This is a genomic window from Pseudomonas nitroreducens (assembly GCF_014204515.1).
GTDB classification, from domain to species: Bacteria; Pseudomonadota; Gammaproteobacteria; order Pseudomonadales; family Pseudomonadaceae; genus Pseudomonas; species Pseudomonas nitritireducens_A.
In genome coordinates this window covers 49560-63966 of the sequence record NZ_JACHLI010000025.1, presented here as the reverse complement: position 1 = coordinate 63966, position 14407 = coordinate 49560, and the positions used below count along the sequence as shown (strand labels likewise).

The 14407-nt window shown below is 66.5% G+C and carries 14 protein-coding genes; all 14 read right to left on the bottom strand.

Translation table 11 applies throughout. The annotated features are described in order from the left end of the window. Nucleotides 1–166: 166 nt before the first annotated feature. The 14 genes from flhF to HNP46_RS25195 all read right to left on the bottom strand — a co-directional run bounded on the left by flhF (nt 167) and on the right by HNP46_RS25195 (nt 14385). Complete coding sequence (gene flhF, locus HNP46_RS25260) at nt 167–1477, bottom strand: flagellar biosynthesis protein FlhF (RefSeq protein WP_184594476.1); 1311 nt, start codon at nt 1475–1477, stop codon at nt 167–169. Between the two features lie 15 nt (nt 1478–1492). Beyond that, nucleotides 1493–3616, bottom strand: coding sequence for a flagellar biosynthesis protein FlhA (gene flhA, locus HNP46_RS25255; RefSeq protein WP_184594474.1), 2124 nt, complete (start codon nt 3614–3616; stop codon nt 1493–1495). A gap of 125 nt (nt 3617–3741) precedes the next feature. Continuing rightward, nucleotides 3742–4323, bottom strand: coding sequence for a hypothetical protein (locus HNP46_RS25250; protein WP_184594472.1), 582 nt, complete (start codon nt 4321–4323; stop codon nt 3742–3744). Nucleotides 4324–4404: 81 nt separating this feature from the next. Next, nucleotides 4405–5715, bottom strand: coding sequence for a TPM domain-containing protein (locus tag HNP46_RS25245; protein WP_184594470.1), 1311 nt, complete (start codon nt 5713–5715; stop codon nt 4405–4407). A gap of 57 nt (nt 5716–5772) precedes the next feature. After that, nucleotides 5773–7050: a TPM domain-containing protein gene (locus HNP46_RS25240; protein WP_311771840.1), complete on the bottom strand. Its 1278-nt coding sequence runs from the start codon at nt 7048–7050 to the stop codon at nt 5773–5775. Between the two features lie 76 nt (nt 7051–7126). Beyond that, a complete protein-coding gene (gene flhB / locus HNP46_RS25235; RefSeq protein WP_184594467.1) occupies nt 7127–8263 on the bottom strand; it encodes a flagellar biosynthesis protein FlhB in 1137 nt (378 codons plus the stop codon). Beyond that, on the bottom strand, nt 8263–9039 hold the full coding sequence (gene fliR, locus HNP46_RS25230; protein WP_184594465.1) for a flagellar biosynthetic protein FliR: 777 nt from the start codon (nt 9037–9039) through the stop codon (nt 8263–8265). Before fliR ends, flhB begins: the two co-directional genes overlap by 1 nt. Beyond that, complete coding sequence (gene fliQ, locus HNP46_RS25225) at nt 9039–9308, bottom strand: flagellar biosynthesis protein FliQ (protein WP_045212070.1); 270 nt, start codon at nt 9306–9308, stop codon at nt 9039–9041. The genes fliR and fliQ overlap by 1 nt, the downstream gene beginning before the upstream one ends. Before the next feature lie 169 nt (nt 9309–9477). Next, on the bottom strand, nt 9478–10269 hold the full coding sequence (gene fliP / locus HNP46_RS25220) for a flagellar type III secretion system pore protein FliP (protein ID WP_409372465.1): 792 nt from the start codon (nt 10267–10269) through the stop codon (nt 9478–9480). After that, nucleotides 10266–10745, bottom strand: a complete 480-nt coding sequence (gene fliO / locus HNP46_RS25215) for a flagellar biosynthetic protein FliO (protein WP_184594463.1) — start codon at nt 10743–10745, stop codon at nt 10266–10268. The genes fliP and fliO overlap by 4 nt, the downstream gene beginning before the upstream one ends. A 1-nt stretch (nt 10746) precedes the next feature. Further along, entirely contained in the window at nt 10747–11214 is a 468-nt protein-coding gene (gene fliN / locus HNP46_RS25210; protein WP_138215080.1) for a flagellar motor switch protein FliN, read from the bottom strand. 22 nt (nt 11215–11236) lie between these two features. Continuing rightward, nucleotides 11237–12208 (bottom strand): flagellar motor switch protein FliM, encoded by a 972-nt coding sequence (gene fliM, locus HNP46_RS25205; RefSeq protein ID WP_184594461.1) that lies wholly within the window; start codon nt 12206–12208, stop codon nt 11237–11239. Between the two features lie 9 nt (nt 12209–12217). Then, nucleotides 12218–12739, bottom strand: a complete 522-nt coding sequence (gene fliL / locus HNP46_RS25200) for a flagellar basal body-associated protein FliL (protein ID WP_184594460.1) — start codon at nt 12737–12739, stop codon at nt 12218–12220. A 344-nt stretch (nt 12740–13083) separates the two neighbouring features. Then, complete coding sequence (locus HNP46_RS25195; protein ID WP_184594458.1) at nt 13084–14385, bottom strand: flagellar hook-length control protein FliK; 1302 nt, start codon at nt 14383–14385, stop codon at nt 13084–13086. Nucleotides 14386–14407 lie beyond the last annotated feature (22 nt).

Below are 14407 nucleotides of genomic sequence, written 5' to 3'. Positions count from 1 at the left end.
TACCTTGTCTCGTCGTTCGACCGTCGCGTTTCTGGCGCTTCGGCTAATCCGGCCGTGGTGCTCCACCACTTCCGGTGCTCGCGGATCATCTAACAGAGCATCCGCATCGCTTGGGCGGCGCAACCGGCCAGCCCCTCGCTCCCATCCGGGGAGCGTCACACATTCGTCAGCTGGCGCGACGCACCGGCTGCTGGTAAAGGCCGGCGAACATGTCGGCCATGGCGTCCTCGCTGGGCTCTTCCGGCGCCTGCAGGCTCACCGCACGGCTGACCAGCTGGTGCGCCCGTGCCACATGCAGGTCATCCGGGATCTTCGGCCCGTCCGCCAGATAGGCTACCGGGAGATGCTGGCTGATAGCCAGAGCCAGAGCTTCGCCGAGGCTTCCCGCTTCGTCCAGCTTGCTCAGGATGCAACCGGCCAGCCCACAGGAACGATAGTTCTGCCAGGCCGATTTGAGCACCTGGCTCTGGCTGGTCGCCGCCAGCACCAGGTAGCTCTTCACGTTCAGGCTCGGCGCCGCCAGGGCTTCGAGCTGCATGCGCAGCGCCGGATCGTTGGCGGGCAGACCCGCGGTATCGATCAGCACCAGGCGCTTGCGCGCCAGCGGCGCCATGGCCTGGACCAGCGACTGGCCCGGATCGACCAGGGTCACCGGCACGTTGAGAATGCGGCCCAGGGTCTTGATCTGTTCCTGGGCGCCGATGCGGAAGCTGTCCATGGACACCAGGGCGATGCTCTGCGCGCCGTACTTGAGTACGTAGCGGGCGGCCATCTTCGCCAGGGTGGTGGTCTTGCCCATGCCGGCGGGGCCGACCAGGGCGATCACGCCGCCCTGCTCCAGCAGGTCGACTTCCGGGGTGTTGATCGAGCGCGCCAGGTGCGCCAGCAGCATGCGCCAGGCCTGCTTCGGATCGGCGATGGAGGCGACGCGCTCCAGCAGGCTGCGCGACAGGTCTGCCGGCAGGCCCATGCGCTGCAGGCGACGCCACAGGTTGGCCTGTTTCGGGCGCTGGTTCTGCAGCTGGTTCCAGGCAATGGAGCCCAGCTGCACTTCGATCAGTTCGCGCAGGCCATTGAGCTCGAAGCGCATGGCTTCCAGCGCCTGGTGGCCCACTGCGGCGGCGGCCGGGGCAGCCGGCGCGGCCATGGCTTCGGCCAGGGTCTCGGCGGCGCTGCGGCGCGGGGCCTCGCTGCCGTACATTTGACGGTCCTTGCGTACGCCTTCGGCCATGCGGCTGGGGGCCGACAGATCGGCCTTGGCCTGGGCGATCTTCGCCTGGGTCTTGCGCAGCTCGGCTTCCAGCGCCGGGTTGGGCTTGCTGGCCGCCGCCGGGGCCTGGTAATCCAGCGCCGCGGTCAGCTCCACGCCACCGGCGACACGGCGATTGCCGATGATCGAGGCGTCCGGGCCCAGCTCGTCACGGACCAGTTTCATGGCCTGACGCATATCAGCGGCGAAGAAGCGTTTTACCTGCATGGCCTTGGACCTCAATCAGTTCTGCCCAACAGTGGCGACAATCGTGACTTGCTTGTTGTCGGGAATTTCCTGGTAAGCCAGCACGTTCATGGTAGGAACCGCCATCCGCGCGAATCGCGACATCATCGCGCGGATCGGACCTGCCACCAGCAGAATCGCCGGCTTGCCAAGCATCTCCTGACGCTGCGCCGCTTCAACCATCGAGCGCTGCAGCTTCTCGGCCATTCCGGGTTCCAGCAACATGCCGTCTTCGGAGCCCTGTCCGGCCTTCTGAAGACTATTGAGCAATATCTGTTCCAACCTGGGTTCCAGAGTGATCACAGGCAGCTCCGGCTCTAGTCCCACAATGGTTTGCACGATTGCGCGGGCCAGCGCGACACGCACCGCCGCCACCATCGCGGCGGGATCTTGACTCTTCACCGCCACGTTGGCGATGGCCTCGGCGATGGTGCGGATGTCGCGTACCGGCACCTGTTCCTGCAGCAGCGCCTGCAGCACCTTGAGCAGGGTCGACAGGGAAATCAGCCCCGGCACCAGCTCTTCGGCGAGCTTGGGCGAGGTCTTGGCCAGCAGCTGCATCAGTTGCTGCACTTCCTCGTGGCCGAGCAGTTCGTGGGCATGCTTGTGCAGCACCTGGTTCAGGTGGGTGGCGACCACGGTGCTGGCGTCCACCACGGTATAGCCCAGGGACTGCGCCTGGTCGCGCTGGGAAGCCTCGATCCACACCGCTTCCAGGCCGAAGGCGGGATCGCGCCCGGCAATGCCGTTGAGGGTGCCGAACACCTGGCCGGGGTTGATCGCCAGGTCGCGGTCCGGGTAGATCTCGGCTTCCGCCACGCTGACGCCCATCAGCGTCAAACGATAGGCGTTGGGCAGCAGGTCAAGGTTGTCGCGGATGTGCACCGACGGCATCAGGAAACCCAGGTCCTGGGACAGTTTCTTGCGCACGCCCTTGATCCGCGCGAGCAGTTGGCCACCCTGGTTGCGGTCCACCAGCGGGATCAGCCGATAGCCCACTTCCAGGCCGACCATGTCCACCGGGGTCACGTCGTCCCAGCCCAGCTCCTTGGTCTGCTCCGGGCGCTCGGCGGGCAGCAGCTCCTGCTGGCGCTGGGTTTCCTGCTCGGTCTGCTGGCTGGCCTTGCGCTGGCGCTGCCAGATCAGCCAGGCGCCGCCGGCGGCCAGGCCGCCGAGGCCGACGAAGGACACGTGGGGCATGCCCGGGACCAGGCCCATGGCGATCAGGATGATGGCGGAGATGGCCAGCGCCTTGGGCGAGGCGAACATCTGCCGGTTGACCTGCTGGCCCATGTCCTCGGAGCTGGAGACACGGGTCACCATGATCGCCGCAGCGGTGGACAGCAGCAGCGACGGCAGCTGCGCCACCAGGCCGTCACCGATGGTCAGCAGGGCGTAGACCTTGCCGGCATCGCCGAAGCTCATGGAGTGCTGGATCATGCCGATGGCCACGCCACCGATGAGGTTGATGAAGAGGATCAGCAGGCCGGCGACGGCGTCACCGCGGACGAACTTGCTGGCACCGTCCATGGAGCCGTAGAAGTCGGCTTCCTGGGCCACTTCGGCGCGGCGCTTCTTGGCTTCCGCCTGCTCGATCAGGCCGGCGTTGAGGTCGGCGTCGATGGCCATCTGCTTGCCGGGCATGGCGTCGAGGGTGAAACGCGCGCTCACCTCGGAAATACGCCCGGCACCCTTGGTGACCACCACGAAGTTGATGATCATGAGGATCGCGAAGACCACGATACCGACCACGTAGTTGCCGCCGATCACCACCTCGCCGAAGGCCTGGATCACCTTGCCCGCAGCGGCATGGCCGTCATGGCCGTGGAGCAGCACGACGCGGGTGGAGGCGACGTTCAGCGCCAGGCGCAGCAGGGTGGCGACCAGCAGGATGGTCGGGAATACGGCGAAGTCCAGCGGGCGCAGGGCGTACACGCTGACCAGCAGGACGACGATGGACAGGGCGATGTTGAAGGTGAACAGCACGTCCAGCAGGAACGGCGGGATCGGCAGGGTCATCATCGCCAGCATGGCCAGCAACAGCAGCGGCACACCCAGGTTGCCCCGGCTGAGCCCGGCCAGATTGCTGCGAACAGTGCCGATCAGTTGCGTACGATCCACCCGATATTCCCCTGCGCTTCGCTGGCCGAGATGGCCAGCGGATCAAACTTTTGACGCCCGAAGGGGCATCCGCACAGGGTTTTGCAGGAAGCGTTCCAACTTTTACGAAAAGGCCCGGGCGGGCCTCAGGAGCTGTCGCCGACCAGCTTGAAAGTGCCGTCCTTGAAGCTCCCGGCGATGGCGCAGGTGGACTGGTCGGCATCGCTGCGCGCCTCGAAGCGGTAATGCCCGGACATCACGCCATAGGCCGTGTCGTCCTCGCGCCGGACAATCTCTACGCTGTCGATCACCAGCTCACCGGCGCTGGCCCGCAGCGCATCCTCGGGCTGCTCGCGGAACAGCACGGCGGCGCCCTCGCCTGGGCGGGACCTGCCCGCCTGCGCCGCGCCGATGGCGTAGCGCCCCTTGAGCTGCTCCGGGGCGCGGCGTAGCTGGTCTTCCAGGGTGGTCAGGTGGAACTGCGCGGTCAGCGTCGCCGGCCGGCCGCCCTCCCCCGGTACCGCCAGCGGTACACCGACCACCAGTTCGCTGTCGCCCATCAGTTGCGCCACGTACAGCGACCCCCACCAGCGGTCGCGCACCTGCGAGCTGTGCTCCTGGCCGCAGACCTGCAGGCTGTAGCGGGTGACCGGCACATCCGGCGCGCAGCCCGCGACGAAGCCGACCATCGCCGCCAGCGCCAGCAGTTTCAAGCGATCCCTACCCATCTTCATCCCTCCGCCAGCGCTCATTACTGCTTCGGTTCGACCCCTCGCGTCCGCGATTAGGTTCCCCTGACGTTCGGCGGGTCACCAGCTGTCGGACGAACCACCACCACCACTGGAGCCGCCATCGCCGGAGTAGCTGCTGTCGCTGCTGGACGAAGACGAACTGTCACTGCTGGAGCTGGAATACGAGCTGGAATCCGAGCCCGACCCGCCCCCCGAGCCCGAACCCGTGCCGGCGATGAAGGCAATCATCGCCGGGACGAAGAACATCGGGATCAGCATCAACGAATCGGGAAACTCCCAGGGCTGGTTGATGGCATCGGTGATGTTGAGCAGGAAGCCGACGATGCCGCCCGTCACGGCCAGGCGGATGAAGAACTCGCGGCGGCTGCGCTTCCAGGCGGCATAGGCAAACAGGAACGGCAGGCTGAGGAAGATCAGTGCTGCGCCGCCGCCCAGCGGCGCGGCGAGACCGTAGAGCGCCACATCGCCACCGTCGAAATACTGTGCACAGCCCACCAGCGTCAGGAGGTAGGCGAGGATGGCGCCGACGATCAGCGCCGAGCGCCGCGAGCCGGCCGCCACCGCACCGATACCGGCGCCAATGAGCATGGCGAAGGGCAACGCAAAGAGCAGCACCGGCCCGCTCTGCAGGCCACCACTGGCGGCCAGCAACACCGCCACGACCACCATGCTCGGCAGCACCACCTTCATTTTGATCCAGCGACGGCGCAGGACGATGCCGGCTACACCGCCGATCACCAGGCCACTAAGCAGCAGCCAGCCTTCCAGGGTTAAGCCACCACGGCGGGAGGGCTCGGCGAAGGTCTCGCCGTCGATCAGTTGCTCCAGCCGATCCACCGTGCGCTCGATGCCGCCTGCGAAGTCACCGGCGCGGAAAGCCGGAACCATTTCTTCCCGGATGATGCGGCTGGCGACCACGTCGGGAATCGCGCCTTCCAGGCCGTAGCCGACTTCGATGCGCATGCGCCGATCATCCTTGGCGATCAGCACCAGCACGCCGTCGTCGATGCCTTGGCGCCCCAGGCGCCACTGCTCGAAGACCCGCGTGGCGAACTGCTCGATGCTGTCCTGGCCCGTGGTGGGCAGCATGAGAATGGCGATCTGCGAGCCCTTGCGCTGCTGCAGCGCCAGCAGCCGCTGCTTCAGCGTGATGATCGTGCCGCTGTCGAGGGTGCCGGTGAGGTCGGTGACCGGGCTCTTCAGCTCCGGCACCGCAATGCTGGCGGCCGGCGCAGGTTCAGCTTTGTCAGGTACTGCGACCAGCGTCTCCGCTGCTTGCGGCACGGCAACGCTCGGCACCTCTGCCCGCACGCCGGCCGTAGCGAGCAGGAGCAGCAGATACAGCGCGCCGCGAATCCAGATGTTCATGCCTTCTGTCCCTGAAGGTTGCAGGCCTGGCGGCCCGGAAATCGGCAAATTATGCCGTCACCAGCTGCCCGACGCACCACCGCCACCGCTGGAGCCGCCGCCACCGGAAGAACCGCCGCCGCCCGAGCTGCCGCCGGAGGAGCCCCCCGAGGAACCGCTGCCAGATCCCGAACCGGAACCGCCCGGCCCCGCGCCGAACACCACCAACCCCGGCAGGCACATGAAGGGCAGCACCAGCAGCCAGTTCAGCGGAGCCTCTGGCGCACCGGCGAAGAGGCCGATCAGCAGGTACAGGCCGATGAACACCGTCAGGCGCCAGTAGAAGGCCTTGTGCCCGTCCGCCGCTTTGCCGGTCTTGCGCCCATTGCGGCGCTTGCGCGGGCCACGCCAGACGTCACGCATCATCGAGATCAGCAGCCACCAGAGGCCGATGACGAACAAGGTCGCCAGCGGCGCGGCCAGCGCATAGACCCACAGCAGTCCGCCGAAGCGCGGCGTCAGGAAGCCGAGCAGGATGCAGTAGGCGATCAGCCCGAGCACGCTGTAGAACACCCCACGAGCCGTCCACAGCGCGCCGAAGGTGGCGCCGCCGACCAGCAGGCAGATCGGCGTGACGGCGACCACTCCCAGCGCATCCTTGCCACCGGACAACATGGCCACCAGCACGACCACCACCGCACAGAATGCCAGGGCGCCGCGCCAGCCCATCCGCCGGGCGGCGAGCAGTACCCCGCCCACTCCGCCGGCCACGAAGGATGCCAGCAGCAGCCAGGCTTGCAACGGGAAGTGCAACGGTTCGCTGGCGGGCTCCGGCAGCGCCTCGCCGTCGACCAGCAGAATCAGTGCATCGACCGCCGACTCGATGCCGCCGGCGTAGTCGTCATTACGGAAGGCCGGCGCCATGCGCTCGCGGATGATGCGCCCGGCCAGCACGTCGGGGATCGCGCCCTCCAGGCCGTAGCCGACCTCGATGCGCATGCGGTGGTCGTTCTTGGCCACGACGATCAGTACACCGTCATCCACCCCTTTGCGGCCAAGCTTCCAGGTGTTGAACAGGCGAAAGGTGAAGTCCTCGATACTGGCCTTGCCGGTGCCGGGCACCATCAGCACCACCAGTTGCGCGCCGCGGCGCTGCTCCAGCGCCGCGAGCTTGCTGACCAGTCGCTGGCGCGTGGGGGCGTCCAGCGTATCGGTAAGATCAATGACGCGGTCCGACAAGTCCAGCCGGATGGCGCCCTCGGGAATGTCAGCGCGAGCTTCACGCAGCGGCACACACAGGGCGCAGATCGCCAGCAGCCAACACAGCGCGGCATGGCGCAATAGCATCATCTTCATCGGCAACTTCCCAGCCCGCCAACCCATCGAAACCGGGCAGGCTGCCACATCGCCGGGCGACACTCCAGGCGGAAAACTACTCGTCGCGGCGCAGATCCGGCGGAATCGGCAGGTCCGGCATCGGTCCCGGGCGCTTGCCCTTGCCGGCGCGGTACTGCTTGAGCTGGTAGACGTAGGCCAGCACCTGGGCGACGGCGAGGTAGAGGCCGGCAGGGATTTCCTGGTCCAGCTCGGTGGAGTAGTACACCGCCCGTGCCAGGGCCGGGGATTCGAGCACGGTGACCTTGTGCTCCTGGGCGATCTCGCGAATCTTCAGGGCCATGAAGTCGTTGCCCTTGGCCAGCAGCTTCGGCGCGCCGCCCTTGTCGCCGTCGTACTGCAGGGCCACGGCGAAGTGCGTCGGGTTGGTGATCACCACGTCGGCCTGGGGCACCGCCTGCATCATCCGCCGGTTGGCCATCTCGCGCTGCATCTGGCGCACCTTGGCCTTGACCTCGGGCTTGCCCTCGGAGTCCTTGTACTCGTCCTTGACCTCCTGCTTGGTCATCATCAGCTTCTTGCGGTTGTCCCAGAGCTGGAAGGGCACATCCGCGGCGGCGATGAAGGCGATGCTGCAGGCCAGCCAGAAGGCGCTCCAGCCAATGATCCTCGCGCTGTGCACCATGGCCTGTTCCAGCGGCTCGCGGGAGATGGCCATGAGGTCGTCCTGGTCGGCCTTGAGCACCAGGATCGCCACGATCAGCACCAGTACGAACTTGGCCAGGGCCTTGAGCAGCTCGGTCACCGAGCGCAGCGAGAACATGCGCTTGATTCCCGCCAGGGGGTTCATCCGGCTGAACTTGGGCGCCAGCGCCTCGGCGGAGAACAGCCAGCCGCCCAGGGCCACCGGGCCGACCAGCGCCGCCACCAGGACCACCGCGAGGATCGGCCAGACTGCATCGGCGCCGATCCTGCCGCCGGCGGCCAGCAGGTTGAGCATGCTGTCGCTGTTCATCACCGTGGCGCGGTCGAGCTGGAAGCTGCCGCGCATCAGGCGCATCAGCGCATCGGCCAGGCTCGCGCCGAACATCAGCAGCGCGCTGGCGCCGGCCAGCAGCACGGCCAGGGTGTTCAGCTCCTTGGACCGTGGCAGCTGCCCCTTCTCGCGCGCCTCGCGGCGGCGTTTCTCGGTAGGTTCCTCTGTCTTGTCTTCGCTACTGTCGTTCTCGGCCATCAGCGGGCCCCCACGAGTTCGCGAAGCAGGCGCAGGCCCTCACCGGCCAGCGACTGGTACTGGGTGAGGATGTCGGCACTGCCAATCCAGACAATGATGAAACCCATGACCAGGGTCAGCGGGAAACCGATCGAGAAGATGTTCAGCTGCGGCGCGGCGCGGGTCATGGCGCCGAACGCCAGGTTGATCACCAGCAGCGCGGTGATCGCCGGCAGCGCCAGCATCAGCGCGGCGCCGAAGATCCAGCCGAGCTTGCCGGCCACGGTGATGAAGTGGTTGCTCGACAGCCCCTCACCCACCGGCAGGGTGGTGAAGCTTTCCGCCAGCACCTCGAAGACCACCAGGTGGCCGTTCATGGAGAGGAACAGCAGGGTTACCAGCATGGTGAAGAACTGCCCGAGCACCGGCACCGAGATGCCGTTGGTGGGGTCGACCATGGAGGCGAAGCCCAGGCCCATCTGCATGGAGATGATCTGCCCGGAGATGACGAAGGCGTGGAACATCAGCTGCAGGACGAAGCCGAGCATGGCGCCGACGAGGATTTCCTGGGCGATGTAGACCATCGCCTTGAGGCTCAGCGCGTCCACCTGCGGCATCGGCGGCAGGTTGGGCGTCAGCGCCACGGCGATCGCCACCGCCAGGTACAGGCGCACGCGGGTGGGCACCAGCTGGGTACCGAAGATCGGCATCACCATCAGCATCGCGGCGATGCGGAACAGCGGGAACAGGAAGGCCCCGATCCAGCCGCCGATCTGCGCGTTGGTGAGGTCGAGCATCAGCCGATCAGCGTCGGGATGCTGGTGATCAGCGACTGGGTGTACTCCATCAGCTGTCGCAGCAGCCAGGGGCCCAGCACGATCAGGGTGAGCAGCACCACCAGCAGGCGCGGCAGGAAGCTCAGGGTCTGCTCGTTGATCTGCGTGGCGGCCTGGAACATCGCCACGATCAGGCCCACCAGCAGGCTGGGCAGCACCAGGATGCCGACCATCACGGCGGTCAGCCAGAGCGCTTCACGGAACAGGTCGACGGCGACTTCGGGGGTCATGATTGCTCCTCTTGCTCGGCAGCGCCGGTCGATGGCGCGTTCGTAGGATGGGTGGAGCTTGCGATACCCATCGGCGGCGTCCGCAAGGGATCTGATGGGTATCGCTTCGCTCCACGCCATCCTACGGTGCCACCGGATTGCGCCAGGCCGACGACGGGAATGGGCATCGCTAGACCGTTCCGAAACTGCCGGCCAGCGTGCCGATGATCAGCGCCCAGCCGTCCACCAGCACGAACAGCATGATCTTGAACGGCAGTGAAATGATCAGCGGCGAAAGCATCATCATGCCCATCGCCATCAGCACGCTGGACACCACCAGGTCGATGATCAGGAACGGGATGAAGATCATGAAACCGATCTGGAACGCGGTCTTCAACTCCGAGGTGACGAACGCCGGCACCAGGATGGTCAGGGGCGTGGCGTCGGCGCTGGCGATGTCGGTGCGCTTGGACAGGCGCACGAACAGCTCCAGGTCCGACTGCCGCGTCTGCGCCAGCATGAACGCCTTGAGCGGCACCTCGGCGCGGCTGATCGCTTCCTGCGCCGGAATCTGCTCGTTGAGGTAGGGCTGCAGCGCGGTGGTGTTGATCTTGTCGAACACCGGCGCCATGACGAACAGCGTGAGGAACATCGCCAGGCCGATCAGCACCTGGTTCGACGGCGTGCTCTGCAGGCCCAGCGCCTGGCGCAGGATGGAGAACACGATGATGATCCGGGTGAAGCTGGTCATCAGCATGACGAACGCCGGGATGAAGCTCAGCGCGGTCATGATCAGCAGGATCTGCAGGCTGACCGAATACTCCTGCTGGCCCTGCGGGTTGGTGGTCACGGTGATCGCCGTCAGCTGCGTCGGGTCGGCGGCGAAGGCCTGCGGCGCGAGCAGCGCCAGCAGGCCCAGGAGCAAGGGCGCCACGGCCTTGAGCGCACCGGCGAGGACGGAGAAATTCGACGAACGGGTCACTGCGGGCGGCCCTTGTCCTTGTTCAGCAATTCCAGCAGGCGCTGGGCGAATTCCGGCTGTGCCGGCTCCGACTCGGCGGCGTGCACCGGCTGGCGCATGACGTGCAGCGGGGTGATGCGACCGGGCGTCAGGCCCAGCAGCACCTGCTCCTCGCCCACCTGCACCAGCACCAGGCGGTCGCGCGGGCCGAGGGCCTGGCTGGAGATCAGACGGATCGCCTGGTTGCCGCGCGGCACCACCTGCTGCACCCGGCGCACCAGCCAGGCGAGCAGGAAGATCAGCCCCACCACCAGCACCAGGCCCAGCAGCAGTTGCATCAGCTGCGCGCCGGCGCTGCCGGTGATCAGGCTCGGCGAGGAGCTGGCGTGGACGATGGCCGGGTTGGACGTCGGCGCCTTGGCGGCGTCCTCCGCCACGGCCAGCAGCGAGGCCCCCGCCAGTGGCAGGAGGGCCAGTTTCGCGAGCAGGCGGGCCATGTCAGCGCAGCTTCTTGATGCGTTCGCTGGGGCTGATCACGTCGGTGAGGCGGATGCCGAACTTCTCGTTCACCACCACCACCTCGCCGTGGGCGATCAGCGTGCCGTTGACCAGCACGTCCAGCGGTTCGCCGGCCAGGCGATCGAGCTCGATCACCGAGCCCTGGTTGAGCTGCAGCAGGTTGCGGATGTTGATGTCGGTATGCCCGACCTCCATGGAAATGGTCACCGGAATATCCAGGATCACATCCAGGTTGGGCCCTTCCAGCCCGGCGATCATCGGCGTCTTGGGCGCCATGCCGAACTCTTCCATCGGTGCGCGCGGTGCGGCGGGCACGGCCGGCGCCGCAGCGCCGGCCATCATCGCGTCGATGTCGTCCTGGTTGGCGTCACCGGATTCGGAGAGGGCCGCAGCCCACTCGTCGGCCAGGGCCTGTTCTTCGGGGGTCACGTTTTCTTCATCAGACATGGTGGGTCCTCGTGGGATCCGCTCAGCGCACGCGCTCGAGGGGATCGAGAATCTGCAAGGCCAGGTTGCCCTTGTGCGAACCCAGCTTGACCTTGAAGGAAGGCACGCCGTTGGCGCGCATGATCATGTATTCGGGCAGCTCCACCGGGATCACGTCGCCCGGCTGCATGTGCAGGATGTCGCGCAGCTTGAGCTGGCGGCGCACGACGGTGGCACCGACCGGCACGCTGACGTCGAGGATGTCTTCGCGCAGGGCATTGATCCAGCGCTCGTCCTGGTCGTCGACGTCGGACTGGAAGCCGGCGTCGAGCATCTCGCGGATCGGCTCGATCATCGCGTATGGCAGGGTGATGTGCAGGTCGCCGCCGCCACCGTCCAGCTCGATGTGGAAGGTGGAGACCACCACCACTTCGCTGGGGCTGACGATGTTGGCCATCGCCGGGTTCACCTCGGAGTTCACGTACTCGAAGTTGATCGGCATCACCGCGTGCCAGGCCTCGGCGAGATCGACGAAAGCCTGCTCGATGACCATGCGCACCACCCGCAATTCGGTGGGGGTGAACTCGCGGCCCTCGATCTTGGCGTGACGGCCGTCGCCACCGAAGAAGTTGTCCACCAGCTTGAACACCAGCTTGGCGTCGAGGATGAACAGCGCGGTGCCGCGCAGCGGCTTCATCTTCACCAGGTTGAGGCTGGTGGGCACGTACAGCGAGTGCACGTACTCGCCGAACTTCATCACCTGCACACCGCCCACGGCGACATCCGCCGAGCGGCGCAGCAGGTTGAACATGCTGATGCGGGTGTAGCGGGCGAACCGCTCGTTGATCATCTCCAGGGTCGGCATGCGACCGCGGACGATGCGGTCCTGACTGGTCAGGTCGTAGGACTTGATCGCCCCCGGCTCGACGTCGGACTCGGTTTCCACCAGGCCGTCGTCGACGCCGTGCAGCAGCGCGTCGATCTCGTCCTGGGAAAGTAGATCCTGCATGGCCATGGCGGGTACCTACTGCAATACGAAGTTGGTGAAAAGCACTTGTTCCACGGTCAACTGACCGGTCGCCTTCTTCGCCAGTTCCTGAAGGCTGCTGGTGGCCTGCTGGCGCAGCATCTCCTTGCCGACCGGCGTCACCAGATTGTCGAAATTCTGGCTGGAGAACAGCATCACCAACTGGTTGCGCACCAGCGGCATCTGTTCGCGCAGGGCATCCATCTGCCCCTGGTCGCGGCCCATCAGGGCCACGGCGACCTGAAGATAGCGCTGCCGACCGTTCTGGTTGAAGTTGACCACGAAGGCCGGCGCGAGGATTTCGTAGACCGCCTGCTTCTTCGTCGGCTCGGCGTGTTCGGCGGCCTTGGCCTCGGCCTCGTCGGGCTTGGCGCTCTTGTGCAGGAAGAACCAGGTGCCGCCCACCGAGGCACCCACCGCCAGCAGGAAGGCCACGGCGATGATGATGATGAGCTTCAGCTTGCCCTTGGCGGGCGCTTGTCCATCGGGAAGCGGGGGCGTCTGTTCTTTCTTGGCCATGCCAAATATCCGTCACTTTTCCGGCGCGATGCGCTGATACCGGGGGTTCGAGCAAGGGCTGTGCCAGTTTGGAACTTGTCCACTGGCGCCGCCGCGGATATTACAGGCTAGACGGTGGATGTCACGGGGAGGAGTAAGAATTTTCCTCTGAGCTGGAAAGCTCGGGGGTTGGGGCGGTTCGCGAGCAAGAACTGGGCGTCCCCCTCGCTCCTACAGCCCGGCCAAGCTACGAGCTGGCTTTTCGTAGGAGCGAGCTTGCTCGCGAACAGGGGGAAATCGGCGCTCGGGCTTATGCCCTCTCCCCAGCCCTGGCTGCGCCACCTATCCGGGACGCCCCCAGCGGATCACGCGTAGTAATCCACCAGTCCCCTGCCCTGCGCGGCCGTCTGCGGGCGGATCTCGGACACGCCGCTGAGCACCGGTTCGTCATCGCCGCTGTCGCTGCCGCCCAGGCGCCGCGAGCCGCCACGCTCATCGCCCTGCTGTTGCTGCCAGCCGCGGGCGGACTGGTCGGAGACGTTGACGTCCAGCTGCATGCCCTGCTGGTTGAACAATTCGCGCAGGCGGTGCTGCTGGCTGTCCAAAGCTTCGCGGACGTTAGCGTTGGCACTGACGAAGTTGACCTGGGTCTGGTCGCCGGTCATGTGGATGCGCACTTCCAGGCGGCCGAGGTTGGCCGGGTCCATCTGGATCTCGGCCGACTTCAGATTCTGCGAGGACATCCACATCACCCGGTCCACCACCTGGTCGGTCCAGCCGTTCTGCTGCACCGACACGGCCTGCCCCGGCAGCAGCGGGTTGACCGGGCGGTTGGTCATGGCCTGGGGCGTGTTCAGCGCCTGGGTGAGGGATTCCAGGCGCGCGGCGAAGGCCTCGTTGCGCGGCATTTCCGGCTTGGCGTCGGTCTGCACGTCCGCCAGTTGCTGGGTCAGGTCGGCGCCGTCCTTCAGCGCACCTTCGGCGAGCTTGCTTTCAGTGCCCTTGGCAGTCGAATCCGAGGTCAGCGCCGCGAGGGCGGCGGACAGATCGTTCTTGCCGTTGGCATCCAGCGCCTTGTCGCCCGGCTTGGCGGCGAGGTGGCCGGTGAGCTGGGTCTGTTGTGCCTGCTGCGCCTGGTCGTCAGCGCCCACGGCCAGGGTCAGGTTCACCCCCGGAATCTCGTTGAGCTTCTGCAGATCGCCATCGCTGCTGGCATCGGTGAGCTGGCTGGTACCGCTGCTGACCACCAGCGGCGGCGCCTCGGGCTCCGGCAACTGGCCGGTCATGCCGAGCATCAGCAGCGGGTCGAGGGTCGCGTCGGGCGCGGGCTGCTCGGCGGCCACCGGCTCATCGGCCTTGGCCGCACCGTCGGCCGGCAAGGCCTTGCCGTCGTCGGCAACCTTTGGCTGGTCGGCGGCAGCCGGGGTGGTCGAATCGCTGGCCTTGGCGTCCTTGTCGGTGTTGTCCCTGGGCTTCTCGGCCTTCGCTTTCACGGGCTTGTCGGGGCGCTCGCTGGCCGCCGGACGCTGCTCCCTGGCATACACGTCGGCGAAGCTGGAACCCTTGTCGTTGCTGGTGTTCGACGAATTCTGGGCAGACTTGGAGAGCGCCGCCTTGGGCCTGAGATCAGGCGTCGACGTCAGTGAAATATCCGGGGCGACAGCCATCGGAGGTCTCCGTTGAGGTGAA

Bases quoted from the DNA above. Each gene is read 5' to 3' on its own strand.
- HNP46_RS25240 (WP_311771840.1), bottom strand. From the start codon at position 7,050: ATGAAGATGATGCTATTGCGCCATGCCGCGCTGTGTTGGCTGCTGGCG.
- flhB (WP_184594467.1), bottom strand. From the start codon at position 8,263: ATGGCCGAGAACGACAGTAGCGAAGACAAGACAGAGGAACCTACCGAG.
- fliM (WP_184594461.1), bottom strand. From the start codon at position 12,208: ATGGCCATGCAGGATCTACTTTCCCAGGACGAGATCGACGCGCTGCTG.
- fliQ (WP_045212070.1), bottom strand. From the start codon at position 9,308: ATGACCCCCGAAGTCGCCGTCGACCTGTTCCGTGAAGCGCTCTGGCTG.
- fliO (WP_184594463.1), bottom strand. From the start codon at position 10,745: ATGGCCCGCCTGCTCGCGAAACTGGCCCTCCTGCCACTGGCGGGGGCC.
- fliN (WP_138215080.1), bottom strand. From the start codon at position 11,214: ATGTCTGATGAAGAAAACGTGACCCCCGAAGAACAGGCCCTGGCCGAC.
- fliR (WP_184594465.1), bottom strand. From the start codon at position 9,039: ATGCTCGACCTCACCAACGCGCAGATCGGCGGCTGGATCGGGGCCTTC.
- HNP46_RS25245 (WP_184594470.1), bottom strand. From the start codon at position 5,715: ATGAACATCTGGATTCGCGGCGCGCTGTATCTGCTGCTCCTGCTCGCT.
- HNP46_RS25250 (WP_184594472.1), bottom strand. From the start codon at position 4,323: ATGGGTAGGGATCGCTTGAAACTGCTGGCGCTGGCGGCGATGGTCGGC.
- flhF (WP_184594476.1), bottom strand. From the start codon at position 1,477: ATGCAGGTAAAACGCTTCTTCGCCGCTGATATGCGTCAGGCCATGAAA.
- fliL (WP_184594460.1), bottom strand. From the start codon at position 12,739: ATGGCCAAGAAAGAACAGACGCCCCCGCTTCCCGATGGACAAGCGCCC.
- HNP46_RS25195 (WP_184594458.1), bottom strand. From the start codon at position 14,385: ATGGCTGTCGCCCCGGATATTTCACTGACGTCGACGCCTGATCTCAGG.